Source organism: Serratia sp. BNK-23, from assembly GCF_047456145.1.
In the GTDB taxonomy this organism is placed as follows: domain Bacteria; phylum Pseudomonadota; class Gammaproteobacteria; order Enterobacterales; family Enterobacteriaceae; genus Serratia; species Serratia nematodiphila.
This window is the reverse complement of the sequence record NZ_CP179900.1, coordinates 1842950-1868599: the sequence shown is the minus strand read 5'-3', so window position 1 is coordinate 1868599 and position 25650 is coordinate 1842950. Positions and strand designations below refer to the sequence as shown.

At 62.1% G+C, this 25650-nt stretch carries 20 protein-coding genes and 1 pseudogene; 15 read left to right on the top strand and 6 right to left on the bottom strand.

The annotated features are described in order from the left end of the window. Nucleotides 1-18: 18 nt before the first annotated feature. The 8 genes from ACMGF9_RS08780 (at nt 19) to ACMGF9_RS08745 (ending at nt 11657) form a co-directional block, all read left to right on the top strand. Nucleotides 19-1005 carry a type VI secretion system-associated protein gene (locus tag ACMGF9_RS08780; RefSeq protein WP_261438065.1) on the top strand — a complete coding sequence of 329 codons (987 nt, stop codon included), beginning with the start codon at nt 19-21 and terminating at the stop codon, nt 1003-1005. Nucleotides 1006-1020: 15 nt separating this feature from the next. Beyond that, nucleotides 1021-1842, top strand: a complete 822-nt coding sequence (locus ACMGF9_RS08775; protein WP_276552589.1) for a type VI secretion system accessory protein TagJ — start codon at nt 1021-1023, stop codon at nt 1840-1842. Between the two features lie 2 nt (nt 1843-1844). Further along, the gene (locus tag ACMGF9_RS08770; RefSeq protein WP_004934985.1) at nt 1845-2420 is read left to right on the top strand and encodes a type VI secretion system baseplate subunit TssE; all 576 of its coding nucleotides are present in this window, start codon (nt 1845-1847) and stop codon (nt 2418-2420) included. 4 nt (nt 2421-2424) lie between these two features. Next, on the top strand, nt 2425-4311 hold the full coding sequence (gene tssF / locus ACMGF9_RS08765) for a type VI secretion system baseplate subunit TssF (RefSeq protein WP_049188373.1): 1887 nt from the start codon (nt 2425-2427) through the stop codon (nt 4309-4311). Then, entirely contained in the window at nt 4308-5378 is a 1071-nt protein-coding gene (gene tssG / locus ACMGF9_RS08760; protein WP_076740722.1) for a type VI secretion system baseplate subunit TssG, read from the top strand. Before tssF ends, tssG begins: the two co-directional genes overlap by 4 nt. A gap of 56 nt (nt 5379-5434) precedes the next feature. Then, a complete protein-coding gene (tssH, locus tag ACMGF9_RS08755) occupies nt 5435-8092 on the top strand; it encodes a type VI secretion system ATPase TssH (protein ID WP_118891931.1) in 2658 nt (885 codons plus the stop codon). A gap of 49 nt (nt 8093-8141) precedes the next feature. After that, nucleotides 8142-9587, top strand: coding sequence for a serine/threonine protein kinase (locus ACMGF9_RS08750; protein ID WP_118891930.1), 1446 nt, complete (start codon nt 8142-8144; stop codon nt 9585-9587). A gap of 141 nt (nt 9588-9728) precedes the next feature. Beyond that, the gene (locus tag ACMGF9_RS08745) at nt 9729-11657 is read left to right on the top strand and encodes a type VI secretion system Vgr family protein (RefSeq protein WP_015378296.1); all 1929 of its coding nucleotides are present in this window, start codon (nt 9729-9731) and stop codon (nt 11655-11657) included. A 188-nt stretch (nt 11658-11845) separates the two neighbouring features. On the opposite strand, the gene sbmC is transcribed toward ACMGF9_RS08745, so the two are convergent. Both sbmC and kynA read right to left on the bottom strand, forming a co-directional pair. Further along, on the bottom strand, nt 11846-12313 hold the full coding sequence (gene sbmC, locus ACMGF9_RS08740; RefSeq protein WP_075684523.1) for a DNA gyrase inhibitor SbmC: 468 nt from the start codon (nt 12311-12313) through the stop codon (nt 11846-11848). Between the two features lie 22 nt (nt 12314-12335). Then, the gene (gene kynA / locus ACMGF9_RS08735; RefSeq protein WP_015378298.1) at nt 12336-13178 is read right to left on the bottom strand and encodes a tryptophan 2,3-dioxygenase; all 843 of its coding nucleotides are present in this window, start codon (nt 13176-13178) and stop codon (nt 12336-12338) included. A gap of 296 nt (nt 13179-13474) precedes the next feature. Here kynA and ACMGF9_RS08730 point away from each other — a divergent pair, with 296 nt between their 5' ends. The 4 genes from ACMGF9_RS08730 (at nt 13475) to ACMGF9_RS08715 (ending at nt 17270) form a co-directional block, all read left to right on the top strand. Next, on the top strand, nt 13475-14512 hold the full coding sequence (locus ACMGF9_RS08730; protein WP_075684524.1) for a LacI family DNA-binding transcriptional regulator: 1038 nt from the start codon (nt 13475-13477) through the stop codon (nt 14510-14512). Between the two features lie 270 nt (nt 14513-14782). Then, nucleotides 14783-16018 carry an MFS transporter gene (locus ACMGF9_RS08725; protein WP_021505752.1) on the top strand — a complete coding sequence of 412 codons (1236 nt, stop codon included), beginning with the start codon at nt 14783-14785 and terminating at the stop codon, nt 16016-16018. A gap of 21 nt (nt 16019-16039) precedes the next feature. Continuing rightward, entirely contained in the window at nt 16040-16804 is a 765-nt protein-coding gene (locus ACMGF9_RS08720) for an SDR family NAD(P)-dependent oxidoreductase (RefSeq protein ID WP_021505753.1), read from the top strand. Nucleotides 16805-16853: 49 nt separating this feature from the next. Next, nucleotides 16854-17270 (top strand): RbsD/FucU domain-containing protein, encoded by a 417-nt coding sequence (locus tag ACMGF9_RS08715; RefSeq protein ID WP_049188354.1) that lies wholly within the window; start codon nt 16854-16856, stop codon nt 17268-17270. 52 nt (nt 17271-17322) lie between these two features. Here ACMGF9_RS08715 and ACMGF9_RS08710 read toward each other — a convergent pair whose 3' ends face one another. Next, nucleotides 17323-18672 (bottom strand): colicin-like pore-forming protein, encoded by a 1350-nt coding sequence (locus ACMGF9_RS08710; RefSeq protein WP_118891927.1) that lies wholly within the window; start codon nt 18670-18672, stop codon nt 17323-17325. Nucleotides 18673-18977: 305 nt separating this feature from the next. Here ACMGF9_RS08710 and ACMGF9_RS08705 point away from each other — a divergent pair, with 305 nt between their 5' ends. Further along, on the top strand, nt 18978-20057 hold the full coding sequence (locus ACMGF9_RS08705) for a transketolase-like TK C-terminal-containing protein (RefSeq protein WP_414160205.1): 1080 nt from the start codon (nt 18978-18980) through the stop codon (nt 20055-20057). Here ACMGF9_RS08705 and ACMGF9_RS08700 read toward each other — a convergent pair whose 3' ends face one another. Then, a complete protein-coding gene (locus tag ACMGF9_RS08700; RefSeq protein WP_015378305.1) occupies nt 20058-20495 on the bottom strand; it encodes a MarR family winged helix-turn-helix transcriptional regulator in 438 nt (145 codons plus the stop codon). Between the two features lie 154 nt (nt 20496-20649). On the opposite strand from ACMGF9_RS08700, the gene aceE reads away from it, so the two are divergent. Further along, nucleotides 20650-23325 (top strand): pyruvate dehydrogenase (acetyl-transferring), homodimeric type, encoded by a 2676-nt coding sequence (aceE, locus tag ACMGF9_RS08695; RefSeq protein WP_414160204.1) that lies wholly within the window; start codon nt 20650-20652, stop codon nt 23323-23325. Nucleotides 23326-23352: 27 nt separating this feature from the next. Here the strand turns inward: aceE and umuC are convergent, their stop codons facing one another. Both umuC and umuD read right to left on the bottom strand, forming a co-directional pair. Beyond that, nucleotides 23353-24669, bottom strand: a complete 1317-nt coding sequence (gene umuC / locus ACMGF9_RS08690; RefSeq protein WP_414160203.1) for a translesion error-prone DNA polymerase V subunit UmuC — start codon at nt 24667-24669, stop codon at nt 23353-23355. Nucleotides 24670-24671: 2 nt separating this feature from the next. Continuing rightward, a complete protein-coding gene (gene umuD / locus ACMGF9_RS08685) occupies nt 24672-25106 on the bottom strand; it encodes a translesion error-prone DNA polymerase V autoproteolytic subunit (RefSeq protein WP_015378308.1) in 435 nt (144 codons plus the stop codon). Between the two features lie 302 nt (nt 25107-25408). Here umuD and ACMGF9_RS08680 point away from each other — a divergent pair. After that, a pseudogene (locus ACMGF9_RS08680) lies at nt 25409-25642 on the top strand (resolvase); the annotation flags it as partial. Nucleotides 25643-25650 lie beyond the last annotated feature (8 nt).

Here is a 25650-nt window from a genome sequence, read left to right as displayed (position 1 = left end):
TTCACAGCAAGGTTCACTATGAAATATTGGATGCCGGGGCTCGTCGCCCTGATGGCGGTGCCGACCGCGCAGGCGATGAACTATCGCCTGGTTTACTCCCCCAGCCAGAAGCTGGAAGTGTTTATCGATGACGTCAAAAACAGCAATCCGGCAAGCTGGTGCGGCAAAAGCATCCCGCTGCGTATCGTCTCGGCGCAAAGCCAGGATCCGACGGTGCTGAACGACTTCCTGCCGCGCGTCGGCAATCTGTTGGAAAAGCAGTGCCCGAAAGCCGGCCACCTGCCCTGGACGCTGACCGACAAGCGCGGAGAGAAACTGGCCAGCGGCGAAGCCGCCAAAGCGCGCGGCTGGAAACCGGTGGTCAAACAAGAGGCCTCCGAGCCGCCGGAAACCCCGCCGCAACCGGCGATCCCTGCGGCGGTGGCCGTGACTTCTCCGCAGGCGGACAGCGCGTCGGCTCAGCGTTTCAGCCTGCCGCAGGGCTGCCACTTCCGCACCTTCTGGCGTGACGAGGCCAACGGCGGCTCGCTGTTCATTCCCGCCGGCGCCGCGCTGCGCTGCGGCGAGGACGGCTGGCTGCAGGGCAACGGCGCGGTCACGCTGCAACAGGGCGGCCAAACCCTCTCGCCGACGCTGTGGTTCCTGCAAGGTTACCCGCTGGCGCAGGTTAACGGCGGCGATCGCGCGCTGACCGTCGTCAGCGCCAACGCCCAACGGCTCATTTTGGGCGGCAACCCGCAGGCGCCGGGCAGCTTCCTGCTGCTGAACTTCGAACCGAAGCTGCACGCCTGGGCGTTCAACGGTGAAGCGATCGTTGAAATGCCGCGCGTCGACGCCGCCGACGAGAACAAGATCAAACAGCGCGTGCAGCAGGCGCAAACCGCCTGGCAGCCGCTGCTGAGCGCCCCCGCCCCGCTGACTTTCAAACTGGTGGAAAAGCTGGCCGCAGACCGGGTTGATCCCGCCAGCGGCAGCTACCTGTCGGTTAGCGGCGCCACTCACTGATTATAAGGAAAGCCTGTGAAATCATTAGCAAGCATGCTGCAAGGCCAGTCGATCGGCGCGGCCATCACCGCCGTCGAAAACGATATCAAGGCGAAACCGGCGGATGCCGACCTGCGCGCCGCGCTGGTGCAACTGCTGTGTCTGAGCGGCAACTGGACGCGCGCCAACGCGCAGCTGAAATCCTGGCAGGCGCTGAAACCTATCGCCCAACCGACCACGCTGCTGCTGATGCAGTCAGTCAACGCCGAGCTGCAACGCCAGGCGGTGTTTGCCGGCACGGCCGCGCCGGCGCTGCTGCGGCAGGATCAGCCTTGGCTGAAACTGATGGTGCAGGCGCTGCATCAGGATGCGCAAGGGGCGGCCGAACAGGCCCAGGCGCTGCGTGATGAAGCGCTGGAGGCCGCTCCGGCCGGCGCCGGGCGGTTAACGCTGGCCGAAGGCGAACAAGAACGGCAGCTGCGTTTCGACTGGCTGACCGACGGTGACGGCCGCCTCGGGCCGGTATGCGAACTGGCGCTGAACGGCGTTTACTACTGGCTGCCGTTTGCCGACATCGCCGCGATCCAGTTCCAGGCGCCGCAGAGCGCCATCGACCTGGTGTGGAGCCATGCGCTGGTGCGCCTGACCGATGGCCGCGAACAGGTATGCCAACTGCCCGCCCGTTATCCGCTGCCCGAAGGCAGCGACGACGCGCTGCTGCTCGGCAAGCGCACCGAATGGCAACCGCTGGGCGACGGCACCCACTATGCGGGGCTGGGCCTGAAAACCTGGCTCAGCGAAAGCGATGAATTCCCACTGCACAGCCTGCGGCAGCTGAGCTTCGACGCGAGCGCCTGACCATGAACGATAAGCGCCCACCCCACTACGACGGCGGCGATCTGCGCCACCAGGGCTATCGCTATCGTCAGGACAGCGAACGCCTGACCTCGCGCGACAAAATGCAGCCGGTGCTGCTCGATATGCTGACCGACGACGAACCGCAGAAAAAGCAGGAGGCGCAGGTGCGCAACCTGGTGTCGCACAGCGAGCTGCGCCGCCGGGTATTGCGCGATCTGCAGTGGCTGTTCAACTGCGTCAACAGCGAATCCAATCTGGATCTCGGCGATTTTCCGCAGGTGCGGCGCTCCACCCTGAATTACGGCATCGCCTCGCTGGCGGGCAAGCGCATGTCGGACATCGAATGGCTCGACATTCAGCGCGCGCTGACCGAATCCATTCTCCATTTCGAGCCGCGCATTTTGCCCGAGGGGCTGCAGGTGCGCTGCATCTCGGATACCGGCTCGCTGGAGCTGCACAACGTGCTGTCGATCGAAATCAAGGGCCGCCTGTGGTGCGTGCCCTATCCGCTGGAGTTTCTGTTCCGTACCGACGTGGATCTGGAAAACGGCCACTTCGATCTGAAAGACATAGGGTAAGGCGATGGACAGTAAACTGTTAGATTATTACAACCGCGAGCTGGCCTATCTGCGTGAGATGGGCGCCGAGTTCGCCGAACAGTACCCGAAGGTCGCGGGCCGCCTCGGCATGCGCGGCATCGACGTGGCGGACCCTTATATCGAGCGCCTGATGGAAGGCTTTGCCTTTCTCACCTCGCGCGTGCAGTTGAAAATGGACGCCGAGTTCCCGCGCTTTTCTCAGCGCTTGCTGGAGATCATCTACCCCAACTACCTGTCGCCGACGCCGTCGATGGCGATCGCCGAGCTGCAGCCGGACAGCAGCAAAGGCGACATCAGCAACGGCTTCGTGGTGCCGCGCGGCACCATGATGGACAGCCAGACGCTGAAGAAAAGCGGCATCACCTGCAGTTACACCACGGCGCATGACGTCACGCTGCAGCCGGTGCGCATCGCCGGCGTCGAGCTGGGCGGCATTCCGGCCGATATCCCGCTGGCCTCGCTGGGGTTGCAGCACAGCGGCTGCGTCAGCGCGCTGCGCATTCGTCTTGAGTGCTACGAAAGTGTGACGCTCAACAACCTGCAGCTGGATCAATTGATGTTTTACCTAGCCGGGCCGGACATGCAGGCGCAGCAGTTGCTGGAGTTGCTGATGCAGCACAGCGTCGGGCTTGTCTGCCAAACGGTGGAGGCTCAGCCGCAGCGGCGGGCGCTGGCGTTGGACGGGCTGCGACAGGAGGGCTTCGCCGCCGATCAGGCGCTGCTGCCCAACGATCTGCGCAACTTCGAAGGCTACCGGCTGCTGCAGGAGTATTTCGCCTTCCCGGCGCGCTTCCAGTTCTTCAGCGTCAACGGCCTGCGTCCGCTGCTGCAGAGCGTGCGCGAAGGGAAAAAGGGGCTGCGCCAGTTCGAAATCGTGGTACTGCTGGATCGGCATGATGCCGCGCTGGAACGGGTGGTCGACGCCGCCCACCTGGCGCTGCACTGCACGCCGGTGATCAACCTGTTTCCGAAAGTGGCCGAACGCATCGCGATCAACGAAAAGAACCACGAATACCATCTGGTGGTCGACAATATCCGGCCGCTGGATTACGAAGTGTTTTCGGTGCAGCGGCTCGGCGGCAGCGCCAGCGAAAAACGCTACGAGCAAGAGTTTCGGCCGTTTTACAGCACCCTGAGCGCGGACGACGGCAACTATGGCGCCTACTTTTCGCTGCGGCGCGAACAGCGCACGCTGTCGGAGCACGCCCGCCGCTACGGCACCCGCACCGGCTACGCCGGTTCGGAAGTGTTCGTGTCGCTGGTGGACGAACGGCAATCGCCGTGGCACAGCGATCTGAAATACCTCACCGCCGACGTGCTGTGCACCAGCCGCGATCTGCCGTTGATGCTGTTGCAACAGGATCAGGGCAACTTCGTGATGCCCGATTCGATCCCGATCAAGCAGGTCTCGCTGCGCAAAGGCCCCACCCCGCCACGCCCGGCGCTGGCCGAAGGGATGATCACCTGGCGGCTGATCAGCCAGTTGCAGCTGAACTACCTCAGCATGATGGACGGCGATCCGGAACAGGGCGCCGCCAGCCTGCGCCAGCTGCTGGGGCTGTACGGCAACCTGAGCGAGCCGGCGATCGCCAAACAGATCCAGGGCGTGCGCCACTGCAACCTGCGGCCGGTCTATCGGCGTGTGCCGGAGCCGGGCCCGATCGTGTTCGCGCGCGGTATCGCCATCGATCTGACGGTCGATGAGCAGGCGTTCTCCGGCAACAGCCCTTACCTGCTCGGCAGCGTGCTGGAGCGCCTGTTCTCGCGCCTGGTGGCGATGAACACCTTCACCGAGATGACGCTCTCCAGCCAGCAGCGCGGCGAAATCGCCCACTGGCAGGCGCGCATGGGCAAAAGGACGCTGATATGAGCGCGGAGATGATCGCCACCGAACTGGCGCCGCCGCAGATCAATGCGCTGTATCGGCTGCCGGACGACTTCTGGCCGCGGCTGCGCAGTGCGCCTTACAAGCACGATCTGTTTCAACTGCTGCGACGCATCGACGCCCAGGGCGGCCAGCCCTATCTGCTGGGGCGAGCGCCGCTGCCGCGCCACGAGATGCTGCGCCTGGGCCAGGAGCCGTCGCTGTCGTTCGCGCCCTCCACGCTGGCGCAGGTGGCGCCACGCGCCAACAGCCCGCTGCACGACGTTTCGATCTTCAGCTTCGGCCTGTTCGGCCCCAACGGGCCGCTGCCGCTGCACCTGACCGAATACGTGCGCGAACGGGTGTATCACCATCAGGACACCACCCTGCTGGCGTTCACCAATCTGTTCCATCACCGGTTGACGCTGCTGTTTTACCGCGCCTGGGCCGACGCGCAGCCGACGGTATCGCTGGATCGCCAGGACAACCGGCGCTTCGACGAGTACCTGTCGAGCCTGATCGGCATCGGCCAGCCGGCGCAGCAGGAACGCGACAGCATCAACGCCCACGCCAAGCATTTTATGGCCGGTCATCTGATTCGCCACAGCCGCGATCCGGAAGGCCTGAGCAAGATTTTGCAGCAGTATTTCAAGGTGCCGGTGCGCATCGTCGAAAACGTGCCGCACTGGCTGCGGGTGGAACCGCGCGAACAGGCGCGGCTCAAGGCCGGGCGCGGTGCGCCGCGGCTCGGCGAGTCGGCCTTTCTCGGCATCGCGGTGCGCGATATCCAGCACAAGTTCCGCATCGAGCTGGGGCCGATGCCGCAGCAGGACTATGACCGCTTCCTGCCGGGCGCCGAGCTGTGCCGGCAACTGCGCGACTGGGTGCGCCAATACCTGGGCATCGAGTTCGTCTGGGAAGTGCGCCTGATCCTGGCGAAGGAACAGGCGCACGGCATCCAGCTCGGCGGCGCGCAGCGATTGGGCCTGAGCAGTTGGCTGGCCGACCATCGGCGACAGCGCGATCTCGACGATCTGATCTTCAGCCCTGAACCGCTGGAAAACCCGTTCTGACCCTATTTCGGCCGGCGCCCTGCGGCGCCAGGCCACCCTGAGACCTGAGGAAAACCATGTCTGAAATCAGCCGCTCGGTATTATTTGGCAAACTGGATAGCCTGTTATTCACCTCTCTGGAAAGTGCGACGGCGTTTTGCAAGCTGCGCGGTAACCCCTACGTCGAACTGGCGCACTGGCTGCATCAGCTGATGCAATCGCCGGACGGCGATCTGCAGCAGATCGTCCGCCACTTCGCGTTGGACGAGGCGCAGCTGGCGCGCGACATCGTCGAGGCGCTCGATGGCCTGCCCCGCGGCGCCAGCGCCATCTCCGATCTGTCCGAGCACATCGACAGCGCGGTAGAACGCGCCTGGGTCTATGGCTCATTGAAATTCGGCGCGGCGCGCATCCGCGGCGGCCACCTGCTGCTCGGCATTCTGAAAACCTACAGCCTGCGCCATCTGCTGAAGGCCATTTCCCCGCAGTTCGAGCGCATCAACGCCGATCTATTGATGGAGCAGTTCGCCGTCATTACCGCTCACTCGGCGGAAAACGCCCAGGATGCGCCGGCGGAAAGCCGCGCCGAGAACGCATCCGGCGCGGCGCGCAGCGGTGAAAGCGTGCTGGCGCAGTATGCCCAGGATCTGACCGTCAGAGCGCGCGACGGCGAGATCGACCCGGTGGCCGGCCGCGATGAAGAGATCCGGCAAATCATCGATATCCTGATGCGCCGCCGCCAGAACAACCCGCTGCTGACCGGTGAGGCCGGCGTCGGGAAAACCGCGGTGGTGGAAGGCCTGGCGCTGCGCATCGTGGCCGGCGATGTGCCACCACAGCTGCGCGACGTGAAACTGTGCCTGCTGGACATCGGCATGCTGCAGGCCGGCGCCGGCGTTAAGGGCGAGTTTGAAAAACGGCTGCAGGCGGTGATCGACGAAGTGCAGTCCAGCCCGACGCCAATCATCCTGTTTATCGACGAAATTCACACCCTGATCGGCGCCGGCGGCGCCCAGGGCACCGGCGACGCCGCCAACCTGCTGAAGCCGGCGCTGGCGCGCGGCCAACTGCGCACCATTGGCGCCACCACCTGGTCGGAATACAAGAAATACATCGAGAAAGACCCGGCGCTCACCCGCCGTTTCCAGGTGGTGCAGGTGCACGAGCCGAGCGAAGACAAGGCGCTGCTGATGCTGCGCAGCACCGTCAGCCCGCTGGAGCAACACCACCGCGTGCTGCTGTTGGATGAAGCGGTGGACGCCGCGGTGCGGCTGTCCCATCGCTATATTCCGGCCCGCCAGTTGCCGGACAAGGCGGTGGCGCTGCTGGATACCGCCTGCGCGCGCGTGGCGGTCAGCCAACACGCCGAGCCCGCCCAGGTTGAAGACTGCCGCCATCGCATCGATGCGCTGCAGATCGAATTGGATATCGCCCGCCGCGAGGCCAAGGTCGGCATCGGCGATCCCCTGCGCCCGCAGGAGATTGAAGCTCAGCTGACCGCGCTGCGCCTGGAGCTCAAACAGCTGACCGAGCGCTGGCAGCAAGAGCTGACGCTGATCCAAGAGATCATCACACTGCGCGCCCAGCTGCACCGGCAGGAAGCGGAGGAGCCTGCCGGCGAAGAAACGGAGGCGGGCCCTGACGCCGACGCGCTGCGCGCCCAACTGGGCGAGCTGCAGCAGCAACTGAGCGCGCTGCAGGGCGAAGCGCCGCTGATCTTCGCCGCCGTCGACGCCAACATCGTGGCGGCGGTGGTGGCCGACTGGACCGGCATCCCGCTGGGCCGCATGGTGAAAAACGAGATTGAAGCGGTGCTGCAACTCTCCGACACCCTGAACCAGCGCGTGATCGGCCAACGCCATGCGCTGGATCTGATCGCCCGCCGGGTGCGCACCTCACGGGCGCGGCTGGACGATCCGAACAAGCCGGTCGGGGTGTTCCTGCTGGCCGGGCCCTCCGGCGTCGGCAAAACCGAAACCGCGCTGGCGCTGGCGGAAACCCTGTACGGCGGCGAGCAGAACGTCATCACCATCAACATGAGCGAATTCCAGGAGTCGCACACCGTTTCGACGCTGAAAGGCGCGCCGCCCGGCTATGTCGGCTACGGCGAAGGCGGCGTGCTGACCGAGGCGGTGCGCCGCCGTCCTTACAGCGTGGTGCTGTTGGACGAGATCGAGAAAGCGCACCCGGACGTCCATGAAATCTTCTTCCAGGTGTTCGACAAGGGCTGGATGGAGGACGGCGAAGGCCGCCATATCGATTTCCGCAACACCATCATCATCCTGACCTCCAACGTCGGCACCGATCTGATCGCCGGGCTGTGCAGCGATCCGGAGCTGCTGCCGGAGCCGGAGGCGCTGAGCGGCGCGCTGCGCCAACCGCTGCTGTCGGTGTTCCCGGCCGCCTTGCTCGGCCGTCTGCTGGTGGTGCCGTATTACCCGCTGACCGACGCCACTCTGGGCAACATCGTGCGCCTGCAGTTGGGCCGCATTCAGCGCCGCCTGGCGGAGAATCACGACATCGTCTGCACCTTCGACGACGCGGTTATCGAGCAGATCGTCAGCCGCTGCACCGAGGTGGAGTCCGGCGGCCGCATGGTCGACGCCATCCTGACCAACACCCTGCTGCCGCAGATCAGCCACACCCTGCTGACCGGCAGCGCCAACGACCAGCGCTATCGCCAGCTGCATATCGCGCTGCAGAACCACGAATTCATTTGTCAATTTCAGGCATAACGCCGCGGCCGCCGAGACGGCGGCCCTTTGAACACAGAGAGTCATCACTATGTCGGGAACCGGGATAACCAAACCGAATTCGAACAGCCTGCCGAGCGGCTATCGATTCAACGAATTCGAGATCCAGGAAGCGATCGGCGAAGGCGGCTTCGGCATCGTCTACCGCGCCTACGATCACCAACTGGAACGCACCATCGCCATCAAGGAGTACATGCCAACCTCGCTGGCGAAACGCAACGACGATCTCAGTATCGGGCTACGCGGCGAGCGCTTCGGCAAAACTTTCCAGGCCGGGCTGAACAGCTTTATTCAGGAGGCGCGTCTGCTGGCGCGCTTCTCGCACCCCGGCCTGCTGCACGTGTTGCGCTTCTGGGAAGAGAACGGCACCGCCTATATGGGCACCCAGTTTTACAGCGGCACCACGCTGAAAAACCTGCAGGCGCAGCAGCCGGAGAAAATCGACGAGGCGTGGATCCGTCGGCTGCTGCCGCCGCTGTTCAGCGCCATCAACACCATCCATCAGGAAGGTTATCTGCACCGCGACATTTCGCTGGATAATATCCAGATCCAGGAGAGCCAGCTGCCGGTGCTGCTGGACTTCGGGTCAGCGCGCAAAGAGATCGGCAACCTGTCGGACGAAACGGAGATCATGCTCAAACCGGGCTTCGCGCCGATCGAGCAGTACACCGAGAACAGCGACGGCGAACAAGGGCCGTGGACCGATATCTACGCGCTGGGCGCCGTGCTGCACACGCTGATCGTCGGTTCGCCGCCGCCGGTCAGCGTGGTGCGCAGCATCGAAGACAGCTACCAGCCGCTGACCGAGCGCCGCCCCGCCGGCTACTCGCCGGAGCTGTTGCGCACCGTCGATCGCGCGCTGGCGCTGAAGCCGGAAGACCGCCCGCAGACCATCGACGAAATGGCCGAGCTGTTGCACCTGCCGATCGCCGATGAAAACGAAATCATCAGCACCCCGGCCGCCGCGCCGGAGAACTTGCTGGTCGCCGCCAACCCGGCCGCCGCTGCGGCCGCCGCCGGCGCCGTTACCGCGCGCGGTACCCAATTCTCACGCCCGATGATGGCCGGCGCCGGGGTCGCCGCGCTGCTGGTGATCGGCGCGATCGCCTGGCTGAGCGGCGGCAAGGACGACGCCCAGGCCGTCGCTCAAAACAGCGAGGCGTCACCGGCGCAGAAAACCCTGACGGAGCAGGCGAGCGCGCCGCAAACCGCGCAGCCTGCGGCGGCGGAACCTGAAAAAGCGGCGCCGCCGGCGCAACCGGTGGCGTTGGTGTACTTCAAACTGCAACCGGGTGAGCAGGTCAGCCTCGACGGCAAGCCGCAGCAGGTGACGCCGGGCGAAAACGGCTTCGCCAGCCTGAACCTGGCGCCAGGCCGTTATCAGTTGGAGATCCGCCACAACGATCGGCTGCGCCGCCAACAGCTCAGCATCGACACCGCCGGCACCTGGCTGGTCAACCCGGCCACCGCCGGTTAATCCCGTTCTGAAACTCCGCCACGGCGGGGTTTTCCCTATTTCATGAGACTGACGAGCAACTGCCCCCTCATTGGCCGCGCGGCAAGGCCGCTGCAACGCCGGAGTATGCAGGGCATGACGTCAATCACAGAGGATGTTCTCATGTTGGATCGCATTATTGCGCACACGCCGCTGGGCCAGGAGCAACTGCTGTTCCGCTCGCTGGACGGCATCGAAGCGCTTTCCACTCCTTTCGACTTCTCTATTGAATTGCTGAGCACCGACGCGCGGCTCGATCGCAAAGCGCTGCTCGGCCAACCGCTGACGCTGGAGATCCCTACCCAGGGCTTTCTCAGCGCCCCGCGCTACCTGAACGGCAAGATCACCGCCATCGCCGTCAGCAGCGAAGAGATCGGCGGCACGCGCTACGCGGTGTATAACCTGCACGTGCAGCCGGATCTGTGGCCGATGACCAAAGACCGCAACTTCCGCATCTTCCAGGAACAGACGGTGCCGCAGATCGTCAAGACCCTGCTGGCGGAGCACAACGTGCAGCTGGAAGATCAGCTGACCGGCGACTATCGCCTGTGGGGCTACTGCGTGCAGTACAACGAAAGCAGCTTCAACTTCATCAGCCGCCTGATGGAGCTGGAGGGCATCTATTACTATTTCAAACACGAGATGGGCAAGCACACGCTGGTGCTCGGGGATGCGCCCCACCACCACCAGCCTTATCCCGGCTACGAGATGATCCCCTACCATCTGACGCCGTCCGGCGGCAGCACCAGCGAGGAAGGCATCAGCCAGTGGACATTGTCCGATCGCGTCACGCCGGGCATCTACAGCCTGGACGACTATGATTTTCGCAAACCTAACGCCTGGCTGTTCCAGGCGCGGCAAAACCCGGTCTCCCCCACGCCGGGGCAGATCGACGTTTACGACTGGCCAGGCCGCTATACCGAGCATCAGCAAGGGGAGTTCTACGCCCGCGTGCGCCAGGAAGCCTGGCAGGCCGAGCATCAGCAGATCCGAGGCACCGCCACCGCCATGGGCATCGCCCCCGGCAGCACCTTTACGTTGTATAACGCCCCGCACGCCGACGACAACCGCGAGTACCTGACGCTGCAGGCCAACTATCACCTGAAAGAGAACCGCTACGCCAGCGGCGACGATCAGAGTAGCGAACACCGTATCGACTTCACCGTGCTGCCGGCGGACGTGCCCTGGCACCCGCCGCAGCAGGCCAGCTGGCCGAAAACCCACGGGCCGCAGACCGCCCGGGTGGTCGGCCCGGCCGGCGAATCGATCTGGACCGATAAATACGGCCGCATCAAGGTGAAATTCCACTGGGATCGCTTCGGGCCGAAAGACGACGGCAGCTCCTGCTGGGTGCGCGTCTCCAGCGCCTGGGCCGGCCAGGGCTACGGCGGTGTGCAGATCCCGCGCGTCAACGACGAAGTGGTGGTGGACTTTATCAACGGCGATCCGGATCGGCCGATCGTCACCGGGCGCGTCTATAACGAAGCCAGCATGCCGCCGTGGGCGCTGCCGGCCGCCGCCACCCAGATGGGCTTTATGAGCCGCACCAAGGACGGCACCGCCGACAACGCCAACGCCCTGCGTTTCGAAGACAAGGCCGGCGCCGAGCAGGTGTGGATCCAGGCGGAGCGCAACATGGACACCCAGGTGAAAAACGATGAGAGCCACACCATCGCTAACGACCACACCCACCTGGTGGGCGGCAACCAGATCAAGCGGGTGGTGCTCAATCAGGCCACCGGCGTCAAAGGCGAATCCTCCGCGCTGACCGGCAAAACGCGCAGCGACGCCGTGGTCAATGCCTTTACCCTCGGCTCCGGCGAATCGCTGCGGCTCGAGTGCGGCGAAAGCGTGATCGAACTGCTGGCGGACGGCCAAATCAACATCACCGGCACCAGTTTCAATATCACGGTGAAAGAGGATGGCGCGATCAACACCGGCGGCCAGCTGGATCTCAACCAGCCTGGCGGCGCCGCGCGCACCGCCGCACCGGGTGGCGGCCATCAGGCGGCAATCCAGAGCGCCGTCGATCAGTTGTTCCCTAAAGAGTAGGTAATTGGTACGCCGGGAAAGCCGGTTAACGCCGCCCCTCGGGCGGCAGTACCGGCAAAAACGCCGTCCGCTGTAACCCCTTTTGGCAAGGAGATGAATAGGCTGGCGGCAAAATCACTGACGTTAAGCCAACACAACGGGCTGAATCTGTACCGCCCATCGATTCAGCCTTCTTTATCATTTCCCCTTCACCACTTCTTCACCGTCTGGTAAATCTCGAGGTCGAAATAGCCGTCGGCTTCGCAGTCGTTGAGATAGTGCTCATAGCTCACCCCCTCAACCGGCTGGTAGCCGATGGCCGGCAGCAGCTTCTGATAGAACTCGCCCCACACCCGCTCGAAATCGCCATCGCTGATGCGCACGTGGTAGACCGCATACTGCCCGGCGGGCAGCGTCTGCACGGTGACGCCCTCGCTGCCCGCCGGCAGCGCGAAATCGTCCGCCACGCTCATCACCACGTCGGCGCGCAGCTTTTCCGGCGCCACTTCCGCCGGATCGTCCCAATACAGCACCAGCCATTTGCCGAACGGCACGTCGTGGCGCTGCCGCCATGCCAACAGTTGCTGCGAGCCCTGCGGGATGGTCTGCGGATACGGCCCCACGACTCTCACTCCCACCACCTTCTCCGCCGCCTTATCGATAATCCTCACGCTCATCGCCCTTCCCCCTCACAATGTCTCAGGCGCCGATTTCGGTACGTACGTCCAGCAACTCGGGGAAAAAGGTCAGATCCAACGCCTTTTTCAGGAAACTGACGCCGCTGGAGCCGCCGGTGCCCGACTTAAAGCCGATGATCCGCTCCACCGTTTTCATATGGCGGAAACGCCACAGATGGAAACTCTCTTCGATATCCACCAGCTTCTCCGCCATTTCATAGGCTTCCCAGTAGGTTTGCGGGTTGTCGTAGATCACTTTAAACGCCGGCAGCAGATCCGGGTTGCGCTGGTAGGGCTGCGTCCAGTCGCGCTCGAGACACTCCTGCGGGATCGGCAAGCCGTGGCGCGCCAGGTACAGCAAGTATTCGTCGTACAGGCTCGGCGCTTCGAGGATCGCCTTCAGCGCGGCGTGCTTTTCCGCGTCGTTGCTGAACACCGCCAGCATGGCGGCGTTCTTGTTGCCGAGCAGGAATTCGATCGACCGGTACTGGTGCGACTGGAAGCCCGACGAACTGCCCAGCACGTCGCGAAACTCGACGTATTCCGACGGCGTCAGCGTTTCCAGCACCGCCCACTGCTCGAACAGCAGCCGCTGGATCTGTTTGACGCGCGCGAGGATTTTAAAACAGTGGCTGAGTTTGTCTTGCTGCACTAGCCGCAGCGCCGCCTGCAGCTCGTGCAGCATCAGTTTCATCCACAGTTCGGAGGTTTGGTGCTGTATCACGAACAGCATTTCGTCATGATGCGGCGGGTTGGAGAGCGGGTGCTGGCAGTCCAGCAGTTGGTCCAGGCACAGGTAGTCGCCATAGCTCATGCGTTTGGAAAAATCGGTGACAATCGCGCTTTCTAATTCCCGTTTGTTCATCTGTGATCTCCGTTGCGCCCAGCGCCCCATCGGCCTGGAACGTGCCGCAAAGAGAAAACAATAGTACAGAACCCGCCGCCCCGAAGGGCGATAAACGAGAGATGCTTCGCAGATCTCACTCATCTGCGTTAACACAGTGCCCCCACCCCCGTTGTTGTTTAGTAAACAACACGGCTGCCGCCTGACGACTCTCACAAATGCGCGATCCCATGCACGCGGCGCCCCGGTTGCAGCTTGCCTGCGGCCGGCTTCCCTTATAGATTGCAGGCTAACGGCAGGCAGCAAGGTAGCGGCAAATGGCAAATATTCGTGATGTGGCGCGGTTGGCCGGCGTGTCCATCAGCAGCGTGTCGAACCTGCTGAATAATCGCAGTCACCAGATGAGCGCGCAGACCCGTGAGCGCATCGAACGAGCGATGGCGACCCTGGGCTACCGGCCGGCTCAATCGGCGACGGCACCCACGCCGCAGGCGAAAATCATCGGCCTGCTGCTGCCGTCGATCGTTAACCCGAGCTTTTCGGCGCTGGCGCATGCGGTCGACGGCGCGGCGCGGGCTCACCGTTACCGGGTCTTGCTCGGCAACGCCTACCGCCAGGAGCAGGAGGAGGCCGCGTTTATCGACGATATGTTCCTGCACGGCGTGCGCGGCATCATCGTGGCGGCGAGCGACATTCGCCAGACCCATTTTGTTCGGGCCGCCGAGCGAGGCATGAAGATTGTCAGCTACGACAGCCCGTTTGCCGAGCAGATGGCCACCGATAGCCGGCTGTTCGACAGCGTGTCGATGGACAATATCGCCGCCGGGCGCCTGGCCGCACAGCACCTGCTCGAACGCGGCTGCCGACACATCGTGTTCGCCACCGAAGCGACGCTGACCGTGGGGCGCAGCCACAAGATCGACGGTTTTCTGAGCGCCCTGGGGCACAGCCTGAGTGAACGCCAACGGGTGATCGAAGGCAAGGCCACCAGCGCCTACGGCGACACGGAAATGTTCGAATTGGGGCTGACGCTGGCGCCGCGCGTTCTCGCGTTGGCGCCGCGCCCGGACGGCATCGTGGCGATTAACGATGCGTTAGGCATCGGGCTGATGGTGGGCCTGCGCGCCGCCGGCGTCCAGGTGCCCGCAGACATCTCGGTGATCGGCATCGACAATATCGCGCTGGCCGGCCTGGCCGAACCGGGGCTGACGTCCGTGCGGCCGCCGCTGGCGGAGATGGCGCAGCTGATGGTCGAACGCCTGATCGGCCGCATCAACAATGATTCGCAACCGCCCGGCGAGTTTCTCTTCCCGCCGACGGTCATCAGCCGGCGCTCGGTCAAAACCGCCGGTTAATAGAGTAAAAACGGCTTTACCAAACGATGTGCAGCCGGGCATCGTTCGGCTCGGCGCAGCCAAAATCAGAGAAATAGAATCGTCGCAATAAATAAACGGCGCGACGCTTTTATGCACGCAACGTCGTTATTCAGCTCTCCGCTCATTGCTTTGGGCCGGGCCGCTATTATTCCGATTAACCACATGGGAAAAACCATGATGAAAAAAATAATGCCAAAGGATATTGAACGCAGCGCCATCAGGAAATTGACGCTGCATATTGTGCCCCTCATGATATTGTTGTATTTCCTGGCCTTTCTCGACCGCAACAATATGGCCTACGCCGCCAAAGCGCTGGAAGATAACCTGGGATTGACCGCCTCGGCTTTCGGCTTCGCTTCCGGGATTTTCTTTATCGGCTATTTCCTGTTTGAAATACCCAGCAACGCCGGCACCATTAAATTCGGCCCGCGCATCTGGTTCGCCAGAATATTAATTTCCTGGGGCATCTTCGCGACCCTGCTCGGTTTTGTGCGCACGCCGATGGAGCTGTATATTTGCCGTTTTATGCTGGGCGTGTGCGAAGCCGGTTTCTTTCCCTCGGTGGTGTATTACTTCACGGTGTTCTTCCCGGAAAAGTACCGCACTAAAATTCTCGGCATGTTCATCATCGTCCAGCCGCTGTCCAACGCGGTCGGCTCGCCGATTTCCGGCTTTATTCTCAATATTCAGCATGACTGGTTCGGGTTCGCCCCCTGGCAGCTGCTGTTCATCCTCGAAGGGCTGCCGCCGATCGTCATCGGCCTGTTGATCCCATTCCTGATCAAGAACTCGCCCAAGGACGTCGGCTATCTGAACGTGGAGGAAAAAGCCTGGCTGATGAGCAACGCCGGCCGCTCCAAATCCGGCTCTAAAATCACGCTGGGCGACTTCCTCAAGGGCATTAAAAACAAGAAATACCTGCTCTACGCGCTGCTCAACTTCGGCATGGTGTGCGGCATTTACGGCTTCGGCACCTGGCTGCCGTCGATCATCAGCGCCATTTCCGGCGGCGATATCTTCCGCGTCAGCCTGCTGGCGCTCATTCCCTACGGCCTGGCCGCGCTGCTGGTCTATCCGTGGAGTCTGTGGGCCAGCAAAACCAAAAAACTCGGCGTGTTCGCCGGCCTCAGCATGGTGATCGCCGCCATCGGCCTGATGGGCGCGGTGACATTTTTTAAATACGACCCGTTCGTCGCGCTGTCATTCCTGTGCATCGCCGCCATCGGCATCTATACCGCCGTGCCGCCGTTCCTATCCATGCCCGCCAACATATCCACCGGCGCGGCCGCAGCAGCCGGGCTGGCGGTGGTGAGCTGCATCGGCAATATCGGCGGTTTCGTCGCCCCCTATGCGGTGGGCGTGCTGAACGATCTGACCGGCAGCAGCGCACCGGGGCTGTTTTTCCTGGCTTCGTGCCTGCTGGCCACCGGGTTGATCTGCATTTTCTACTGCGCCAAACAGCGTGAAGGCGTCATCAATTCTTAACGAACCAATAAGGAGTCAATCATGGGCGATCTTGCGGGCAAAAAGGTCTTTATCACCGGGGCGGAACAGGGCATCGGCCGCGCCACCGCGGAGCGGCTGATCAAGGCCGGTTGCGACATCTATTTTCACTATCACAGCGACGAAAGCGGCCCCAAAGCGCTGGTGGCGCTGGCCCATTCATTGGGGCAAAAGGCCGCCTACGGCTACGCCGATCTCATCGATACCGATGAAACGCTGCGCTGCGTCTCGGCCGGCGCCGAGTTGCTCGGCGGCATCGATATCCTGATCAATAACGTCGGCGGTATCGTCGGGCGCAAATGGCTGGGCGAGATCGACCGCGCCTTCTGGCAAACCGTGATCGACGTGAACATGACCACCATGCTGAACGTCACCCAGAGCGCGCTCCCACACCTGAAAGCGGCGCCGGACGGCGCCAGCATCGTTAACCTGGCCTCACAGGCGGGCCGCGCCGGCGGGCACGCCGGCTCGCTGGTCTATTCCGCCACCAAGGGCGCGGTACTCACCTGGACGCGCTCGCTGGCGGCGGAGCTCGGCGAGCACGGCATCCGGGTGAATGCGGTGGCGCCCGGCCTGATCCTCGGCACCCGTTTCCACAATCGCCACACCACCCAGGCATCGGCGGAGGAAACCGTTCGCGCCATCCCGCTGGGCCGCGCAGGCACACCGGACGACGTGGCGCGCGCCATCGCCTTCCTGGCGGCGGAATACGACGGCTTTATCTCCGGCGCGACTCTCGACATCAACGGCGGCATCTACCGCATGTAATTCAGCTGCGGGCGGCGCGCTTGCCGCCCGCCCATTCAGGAATCGCTTTATGATCAAATCCGCCATCACTCACCCGCCGCTGCTCGCCGCACTGGCGCAATGCGGGCATAAAACCCAGGTGTTGATCGCCGACGGCAACTACGCCTGCATGACGCATGCGCCGAAAGACGCCACCGTGGTCTATCTGAACCTGGCGCCCGGCACGCTCGCCGCCCCGCCGATCCTGGAAAAACTGCTGGCCTGCATCAACGTGGAAAGCGCGGCGCTGATGGCCTGCCCGCCGGACTTCACCAACACTATCGAAGCCGAATACCGGCAGTTGCTGCCGGCACATTGCCCGGTCGAACACCTGCCGCGCGAGGCGTTTTACGCCGCGGTCAAATCGGATCGAACGCTGCTGGTGATCGCCTCCGGCGAACAGCGCCGTTTTGCCAATCTGCTGCTGACGGTGGCGCCGGTGGTGTGAAAGAGGTAGAGGGTGTGAGGGGTAAAATGAGGGGGCCAGCCCCCTCATGCCGTTACAGGTCAGCGACCCACTTCTCCAGCTCCCCCGCACGTTCCGCATCGATATAGCTGGTGGCCCAGCCAAACAGGTAAGCGAAGGCGAAAATGCCCACCGTCGACGACACCAGCGTCGGCGCGAAAAACGCGGCGATAGCGGAGAGCGTATACCCTGCGCCGATTGACAACCCGAGCGCTTCGAGCTGGTTGCGGAACGCTTTCCAGTTGCCGGTTGAGAAACCTTCAATCGCGGCGTTTACCAGATCCGCGCCTTTGATCGCCCAATCCACCCCGGTGAAGACCTTGCCTAATACCCGCGCATTGCGGGCATACTGTTCCGCATCGATCATTTTCAGCCAGGTGACAATCGCCGCTTTGTCCTGCGCCTTAAGCTTTTTGTTCAGGCCCTTCGTCAATTGCTCGTAGGTTTTCTCCGCATCTTGCACGTTGCGAATATATTTTCCTTGAATTCCCGCCTCCAAATCCTTGGCGAGTTTGGCGTATTTCGCGCCGATCTTTTCCGCGATATCTTTATTGATACCTGCGGCCAGGCTGACGCCATCCTTGATGGCTTTTAATTCCGCATTTTGATATTCGACGAATTCCTTAACGATCGTTTTTACCGAGCCGGGCGATTTTACCGGTTTGCCGTTGGCATATTTCACCTCCATGGCATTCAGGTTATCCCCTCTCACCACGGCGATAAACGCGGGCCGGTTCTTATTGGCCTTATAGTAGAGGTTGTAGGTCGCCACTCCGTCTTGCTTTTCCACCTTCAAATGATGAAAACCGTAGTAACTCCCGGTCGTGCGGGTCGTCGAGAATTCGCCGGTTTTGCCGTTGCCATGCCAGCCGCTGACGGGCCGATCGCGATGCGAGTCTGTCACGAAACTGCCTAACGAAGAGGCGCCGATCTGCCCGGCATTCAGGCCATTGTTGCCGCCTTTGCCAGGGGTTGAGGGCTTGCGCGCATGGCCGGTTTCGATATCCCCGAGCGCCACTGTCACCCCCTTGGCGTTGACCCCCATCACCAGCCCCCCCAGGCCAATGTGCTTCGCCTGCTCGGCCGTCAAACCGGTGGCGGAAAGGCTCAGCGTGCCGGATGGGCTGACGCTTTCAATATGCAATTTCGCATCCGGGTTAATTCTGCGCGCCGCCTTAATCACCGCCTCCAGCTTCATGCGCAGCGCCGGATCGTTTTGGATCGCCGCTATCTGTTGCTGTTCCGGGCTGTTGCCAACGCCGGCGCCGCCGCGATCGCGATCGCCGGAATGGCCTTTATCGCCGCCCCCCGGCTCAGGGCCCGTACCGCGTTCAGAACTCCAGTTAGTCCCATCTCCTTTACCGCCATAATTAAATCCAGGCATATGCTTTCATCCTTATTTCGTTTTATTTTTAAGATGCCGATATTCTCGTTTAACGCGGATTGACACGCGCATTATCCCTATCGGCAAACCGTTTTTAGCTGCCCGTCATTTATAAAAAACTGCAGAAATAAGGACAACGGATGGCGGCTGTCTGGTCGGTGAAACAAATAGGATCGCGTCTGCAGAACCTGAATATATCGCCGCGGGACACATCTGGATGGCTGCGACCTGTTCAGAAGTCATTGGCACACACCATGAATTGCAATTACAATCATCGCACTTGCAACTTAAAGAGAACGCTCCGCATGTCGCCTCAACGTATAACACTGCCCGCCGCCTCGGCCAGAACCCAAACCCTGGCCAAAGCCTGTATCCGCAAGATGACCTCCGCCAACCAAAAAGCCGGCGCTTCGCGCCCTTCTGCCAGCGCCTGGACGGCGCAAACCCTGGGCGAACTCAACGCCAGCGGCGACATCTGGCTTATCGACGGCAGAAGGCGCGCCGAGCCGCCGATTTCCCGCTACGCCACCGCCTGGCCGCTCTGGTTTGGCCATCAATCAGAGCGTTATGAGAAGCCGCTGTTTTACTTCGTCAACACCCCCTCGGTGGACATGCTCCGCGGGCTTGAGCCGGAAACCAATCGCAAGGGGATTTTCATCAGCGATGCAGATACCGGCAGTGCCGATTTGCCGAAAGGCGTTCAGGCCTGGTTCCCGCTTCAGCTCACGGCCATGCCGGGCTGGTTGCCTTTCGATCCGGCCAATGCCAGAGAAACCGGCGCGATACTCCATCACGCCCTGCGCGCGCTCTATCTGGAGGGAACGAGAAAGATGGTGTATCTCGCGACCAACGCAGACAATGGCCCCCTCTCTTCAGGGGAGCCGTTTGTCGCAGAACAGGCGTTCAGGGGAATGTATCGCGTCGCCACCGCGGCAGACTCACCGTTGCAGGTTCGTCTGTGCGGCGCCGGCCGTGCGCTCGCCCGCGTTCAGCGGGCGGCCGAGGTATTGAAAAACTGGGGGATTGCGTCTGAAATCTGGAGCTGCCCCAGCTACACGCGGTTGGCGCAGGACGCCGAACTCGCCGACATGCAGCGCCAGGACAGCGGCGGCAAATGCCATCTGAAAACGTGCCTGGGTGCCGGGAATGCCCCCGTCGTCGCCGTCACCGACTACTCGCACCTGATTGCCAATCAGCTCAAGCGATTCATTCCCGCACGCTTTGCCGCGGTGGGCTCAGATTCACGGGTGCGCGGCGAAATCCACTACCCGCAGGCGGAATGGATTGCGCTCTGCGCCCTCAAACTGCTGGCCGACGAGCAGAAAATCCCTTCGGCGCTGATCGCCGATGCGCTGCGCGTTCTGCACATCACACCCGATGCCTGATCACTCTCTGGCCAGCTGCATCGCGTTGTCCAACGCGTCGGAGAAGCGTGCGATCTCTTCTTCGCTGAACTGGTTGAGAAAATGGGTGTTGACCACCGTGCGGTAGATCTCCCACATCTTTTTCCGCAGGGCCTTGCCTTCCTCGGTGATAGTCGCGAAGGAGGCCCGGCGATCGTCATCCGATCGAAAACGCGTGACCAGCCGCTCTTTTTCCAGGCGATCCATCAGGCGGGTCAGGTTGTAACGCTCAATCACCAACACGTCCGCCAGCTCATGCATGCGGCGTGTGCCGTTTTCCCCGCTTTCCAATCCCCATAACACGTCATACCAGGCGTAAACCGGCAGCCCCGCCTCCGACAACTTCGCCTCTATCTTTCTGATCATCGCCCGATGCGCGCGCACAAAGGAGAACCACAGGTCGGGTTGTTTATCTGTCATGTCATTTTTCTCGTCAAAAGCGGTGAGTTGCAATTGCAATTGTAAAGGGATAGAGTGGCTTTCGCCATTATTGCATTTGCAACTCTTGCACTTGCAATTCAATAAATCCCTGTATCGCTCAGCGCCTTATCAGGTAAGTACATTTGGAGCTTTTATGAACCAACCCGTGGTTAAAGCAGATCTTGACCCGCAAGAGACGGCTGAATGGCTTGAGGCATTTGAAGGCGTCACCGATATCGACGGCCGTGAGCGCGCGCATTTTTTACTGGAGAAAATGGCCGAAGCCGATCAGCGAAAACACGGCGATTTCTTCAGCCTGGTCACCACGCCCTACGTGAACACCATTCCGGCTTATAAGCAGCCGACGTATCCCGGCGATCTGGCCGCTGAAGCGCGCATCAATGCGTTTATTCGCTGGAACGCCATGGCGATGGTGCTGCGCGCCGGCAAACATTCCAACGTTGGCGGGCATATCGCCACCTACCAGTCGGCCGCAGTGCTTTACGATGTGGGATTCACGCACTTCTTCCGTGGGCGCACCGATGATTTCGCCGGCGACATGGTGTATATCCAGGGCCACTCCGCCCCCGGTATTTATGGCCGTGCCTATCTCGAAGGCCGCATCGACGAGGAGCTGCTCGACAACTTTCGTCGCGAATCCGCGCGCCGTGGCCTCTCCTCCTACCCGCACCCGCGGCTGATGCCGGATTTCTGGCAATATCCCACCGTTTCGATGGGGCTGGGGCCGCTGACCGCCGCCTACCAGGCGCGCTACATGCGTTATCTGGAATACCGCGAGCTGAAACCTCACCAGGGAAGAAAGGTGTGGGCGTTCCTCGGCGACGGCGAGATGGATCAACCGGAATCGCTGGCGGCGATTGCGCTGGGCGGGCGAGAAAAACTCGATAACCTGATCTTCGTCGTGAACTGTAACCTGCAGCGGCTGGATGGCCCCGTGCGCGGCAACGGCAAGATCATTCAGGAACTGGAGGGCACCTTCAAAGCCGCCGGCTGGCAGGTGATCAAGGTGATCTGGGGCAGCGGCTGGGACAAACTGCTGCAAAAAGACCGCTCCGGACTGCTGATGCAGCGGATGATGGAGTGCGTCGACGGCGATTACCAGACCTTCAAATCGCAAAGCGGCGCCTATGTGCGGGAGCATTTCTTCGGCAAGTACCCGGAATTGCTCGAGCTGGTCGCCGACCTGAGCGACGATGAGATCTGGGCGCTGCACCGCGGCGGCCACGATCCGCAAAAGGTGTACGCCGCCTACCATCAGGCGGTGCATACCACGGGCAGACCGACGGTGGTGCTGGCCAAAACCGTCAAAGGGTTTGGCATGGGGGAAGCCGGTGAAGGGCAGAACATCAACCACCAGCTGAAAAAAATGAGCCAGGATGCGGTGAAAGCCTTCCGCGACCGTTTAGGGCTGACAATCTCCGACGCCCAACTGGCAGAGATCCCTTACCTGAAGCCTGAACCCGACAGCGCTGCGGCGAAGTACATCACCGCGACGCGCACTGCGCTGGGCGGCTACATCCCTGCCCGCTTCGGCCAATCCGCTCCGCTGGCGATACCGGAACTATCGCGCTTCGACGGCCTGCTGAAGGGCAGCGGCGAACGCAACATGTCGACCACCATGGCTTTCGTCAATATCCTCGGCACGCTGCTCAAAGACGCCAACATCGGCAAACTGATTGTGCCCATCGTGCCGGACGAATCGCGCACGTTCGGCATGGAAGGCCTGTTCCGCCAGATTGGCATCCATTCCTGGCTCGGCCAGCTGTATACCCCGCAAGACGCCGGGCAGCTCAGCTACTACAAAGAGGCCAAAGACGGCCAGATTTTGCAGGAAGGCATCAACGAATCCGGCGCGATATCGACCTGGATCGCCGCCGGCACCGCCTACAGCAACCACGATGTCGCGACAATCCCGTTCTATATCTTCTACTCCATGTTCGGGCTGCAGCGGGTGGGCGATCTCGCCTGGGCAGCGGCAGACGCGCGCACCAAGGGCTTCCTGCTCGGCGCCACCTCCGGCAGAACCACTCTGATGGGCGAAGGCTTGCAGCATGACGACGGCCACAGCCACGTGCTGTCTTCCGTCATTCCCAGCTGCGTCTCCTACGATCCGACCTATGCCTATGAACTCGCAGCGATCGTTCAGAGCGGCATGCGCAGGATGTTCGTTGAACAAGAGGATATTTACTACTACATCACCTTGCTCAACGAAGGATACCCGCAGCCGCCGATGCCGGCGGGCGTGGAGGACGGGATTATCCAGGGCGCCTATTTGCTCAAACAGAACGAAACGGCAAACCAAGAGAGCCCGCGCGCTCAGCTGGTCGCCAGCGGCGCCATCATGCGCGAGGCGCTGGCGGCGGCGGCGCTGTTGGCCGAGGACTTTGGCGTCGCCAGCGATATCTGGAGTGCCACCAGCCTGAGCGAACTGCGCCGTAACGGCATGGCGGCCGAACGCTGGAACCTGCTGCACCCGGAAGACCCGCCGAAAGTCCCTTATATACAGAGTCTGCTGGCGGCGCATCCTGGCCCGGTGGTGGTGGCGACGGACTATATGAAGATCGTCGGCGATCAGATCAAACCGTTCTTGCCGGACCGCGCCTTTATCACCTTGGGCACCGACGGCTTTGGCCGCTCGGACACCCGCGAGGCGCTACGTGAGTTCTTCGAGGTCAACCGCCATTTCATCGCGATCGCCGCGTTGAAACTGCTGGCTGACGAAGGCCGTATCGCCCGCAGCGAGGTCAACCGCGCCATGGTGCTGTATGGCATCACCCCCGATAAGCCGGACCCGGCAGCGGTGAAGTAACGCATAGCCTACCCACGCCGCCGGCTGTCACCCGCGGCGTTTTTCCTCCTTCGGCTCGGCGTCGCGCGGCTCCCGCTCCCCCAGCCGCACCAGCGGGATATCCGCCAGCCGGGTGGTGTAAGCCGGCGACAGCATTTCGCGCTTCATTTGCCACGGTTTGACGATCCCCTGCCCGGCGAACCATACGCGCCCGCGCCCTTCCTGATTCAGGCGATCGAGGGTCGCCATCAGCCGCTCGCTGTTGCGGCGCGGCGGGCAGTCGTCGAACAGGTCGATCTGCGCCATGGCGGCGGCGCTGAAATCCCCCAACATCACGCCGCCCTTCAGATAACGCCGCCCCTCCTGCCAGATGCTCTCCAGCGCGCGCACCGCCATGGCGATGATGTCGCGGCTGTCGTTGCTCGGGGTTTGCAGCCGGGCGGTGCCCATATTGCTGTAATAGCCTTCGCCCGCCGCATGCGGGCTGGTTTTGATAAACACCGACACGTTGCGGCAATAGCGCTTTTCCTGCCGCAGCTTTTCGGCGGCGCGTTCGGCGTAGCTGCAGATCGCCTCGCGCATGTGCGGGTAATGCGTCAGGCGCTGGCCGAACGAGCGGGAACAGATGATCTGCTCTTTCGCCGCCGCCTCATCTTCCCACCGCAGGCACGATTCGCCGCGCAGCTCACGTATCGTGCGCTCCAGCACTACGCTGAAGGTTTTACGCGCCAGCCGGGTATCGCAATCCGCCAGCTGCAGCGCGGTATGGATCCCCATCGCCTGCAGCTGGCGTGTCAGGCGGCGCCCCACGCCCCACACCTCTTCCACCGGGATCAACGCCAGCAGCTTGCGCTGGCGCACCGGATCGGATAAATCCACCACGCCGCCGGTGCCGCGCCATTTCTTGGCCGCGAAGTTGGCCAGTTTGGCCAGTGTCTTGCTCGGCGCAATGCCGACCCCGACCGTCAAATGCAGCTCGCGCCGGATGCGATCGCGCACCCGATGACCGAACGGTTCCAGCGCCTCGCAGTGCGCCACGCCGTCCAGCCGCAGAAAGGCTTCGTCCAGCGAATAAATCTCCACCGCCGGCGCCATCTCCTCCAGCGTGTCCATCACCCGGCGGGACATATCGGCGTACAGCGCGTAGTTGGAGGAAAACACCGCGACGTTGCGGCGGCGCATCTCCTCTTTGATTTTGAAATAAGGCGCGCCCATCGGCACGCCCAACGCTTTCGCCTCGGCGCTGCGGGCGATCACACAGCCGTCGTTGTTGGACAGCACGATCACCGGCCGCCCCCGCAGATCGGGCCGAAAGATGGTTTCGCAGGAGGCGTAGAAGCTGTTGACGTCTACCAGGGCAAACATGGTTACAGCGCCGCGTAGACGATAAAGGTCACCACGCCGAAGATCTCCAGCTGCGCCTCGTCGTTGAACACGATTGGCGCATAGGCGGGGTTCATCGGCAACAGCCGCACGTCGGGGTAGCGCTGCAGTTTTTTGACGGTGAATTCACCGTCCACGGCGGCGATCACAATATTGCCGTGTTCCGGCGTCAGGGCACTGTCGACAATCAGCAGATCGCCGTCCTGAATATTGCCGTCGATCATCGACTCGCCGCTGGCGCGCACGAAGTAGGTGGCGTTGGGATGCCGCACCAGCAGCTTGCCGATATCCAGCCGGCTCTCGACATAGTCCTGCGCCGGGGAAGGAAAGCCGCAGGCCACGCGATCGGCAAACAGCGGTAACGTCAGAGACTCACCTGGTGAAAAAGCATACAACCTTGAATTGCTCAGCATAATCATAACCAAACTGTACATTTATACAGTAAAGCATAAACAAAACGCGAACGCGCGCAACCCCAAATTCCCCTGCGGATCGCGCTTTGCCGCGTAATATAATAATTTTCTGAGTGATTTTTCCTGCAGATTTTGGCGTTCTTCACGTGTGTTTGCACACATGATACCCACCAAAACTGTGGATAATTCGGCACTCAGACCGTTGGCGTATCGATGGGCAGGATGAGTGAGGGATTGTCATTGCGAACGGCGCCGACGGCGGGCGATACCGGACGCGCGGCCGTCGGTCTCTGCTGCGTACAGCGCCGCAAAGAACAGCAGCAGGCCTTGCCTCAGCAAGATCCCACGGGAGGAACGGCGGACGGCCTTACAAAATGACGCCAATAAAATTGCGACTGGCAATGGCATCAATGGGACGGCCAGAGACGAAAGTCAGTACGTTATGCCAGGAGCTTGGGATCACCCGACAAACGCTGTACCGCCACATTTCCCCTGATGGTCCACTGCGAGCTGACGGTATAAAGCTGCTCAACCGGGGATAATTTTAGCG

What these genes read in the sequence shown, in the direction of transcription:
- umuC (WP_414160203.1), bottom strand. Translation starts at nt 24,669, where the DNA reads ATGTTTGCCCTGGTAGACGTCAACAGCTTCTACGCCTCCTGCGAAACC.
- ACMGF9_RS08770 (WP_004934985.1), top strand. Translation starts at nt 1,845, where the DNA reads ATGAACGATAAGCGCCCACCCCACTACGACGGCGGCGATCTGCGCCAC.
- sbmC (WP_075684523.1), bottom strand. Translation starts at nt 12,313, where the DNA reads ATGAGCGTGAGGATTATCGATAAGGCGGCGGAGAAGGTGGTGGGAGTG.
- ACMGF9_RS08750 (WP_118891930.1), top strand. Translation starts at nt 8,142, where the DNA reads ATGTCGGGAACCGGGATAACCAAACCGAATTCGAACAGCCTGCCGAGC.
- umuD (WP_015378308.1), bottom strand. Translation starts at nt 25,106, where the DNA reads ATGATTATGCTGAGCAATTCAAGGTTGTATGCTTTTTCACCAGGTGAG.
- tssH (WP_118891931.1), top strand. Translation starts at nt 5,435, where the DNA reads ATGTCTGAAATCAGCCGCTCGGTATTATTTGGCAAACTGGATAGCCTG.
- ACMGF9_RS08725 (WP_021505752.1), top strand. Translation starts at nt 14,783, where the DNA reads ATGATATTGTTGTATTTCCTGGCCTTTCTCGACCGCAACAATATGGCC.
- ACMGF9_RS08710 (WP_118891927.1), bottom strand. Translation starts at nt 18,672, where the DNA reads ATGCCTGGATTTAATTATGGCGGTAAAGGAGATGGGACTAACTGGAGT.
- ACMGF9_RS08700 (WP_015378305.1), bottom strand. Translation starts at nt 20,495, where the DNA reads ATGACAGATAAACAACCCGACCTGTGGTTCTCCTTTGTGCGCGCGCAT.
- ACMGF9_RS08720 (WP_021505753.1), top strand. Translation starts at nt 16,040, where the DNA reads ATGGGCGATCTTGCGGGCAAAAAGGTCTTTATCACCGGGGCGGAACAG.
- ACMGF9_RS08715 (WP_049188354.1), top strand. Translation starts at nt 16,854, where the DNA reads ATGATCAAATCCGCCATCACTCACCCGCCGCTGCTCGCCGCACTGGCG.
- aceE (WP_414160204.1), top strand. Translation starts at nt 20,650, where the DNA reads ATGAACCAACCCGTGGTTAAAGCAGATCTTGACCCGCAAGAGACGGCT.
- ACMGF9_RS08705 (WP_414160205.1), top strand. Translation starts at nt 18,978, where the DNA reads ATGTCGCCTCAACGTATAACACTGCCCGCCGCCTCGGCCAGAACCCAA.
- tssF (WP_049188373.1), top strand. Translation starts at nt 2,425, where the DNA reads ATGGACAGTAAACTGTTAGATTATTACAACCGCGAGCTGGCCTATCTG.
- tssG (WP_076740722.1), top strand. Translation starts at nt 4,308, where the DNA reads ATGAGCGCGGAGATGATCGCCACCGAACTGGCGCCGCCGCAGATCAAT.
- ACMGF9_RS08780 (WP_261438065.1), top strand. Translation starts at nt 19, where the DNA reads ATGAAATATTGGATGCCGGGGCTCGTCGCCCTGATGGCGGTGCCGACC.
- kynA (WP_015378298.1), bottom strand. Translation starts at nt 13,178, where the DNA reads ATGAACAAACGGGAATTAGAAAGCGCGATTGTCACCGATTTTTCCAAA.
- ACMGF9_RS08745 (WP_015378296.1), top strand. Translation starts at nt 9,729, where the DNA reads ATGTTGGATCGCATTATTGCGCACACGCCGCTGGGCCAGGAGCAACTG.
- ACMGF9_RS08730 (WP_075684524.1), top strand. Translation starts at nt 13,475, where the DNA reads ATGGCAAATATTCGTGATGTGGCGCGGTTGGCCGGCGTGTCCATCAGC.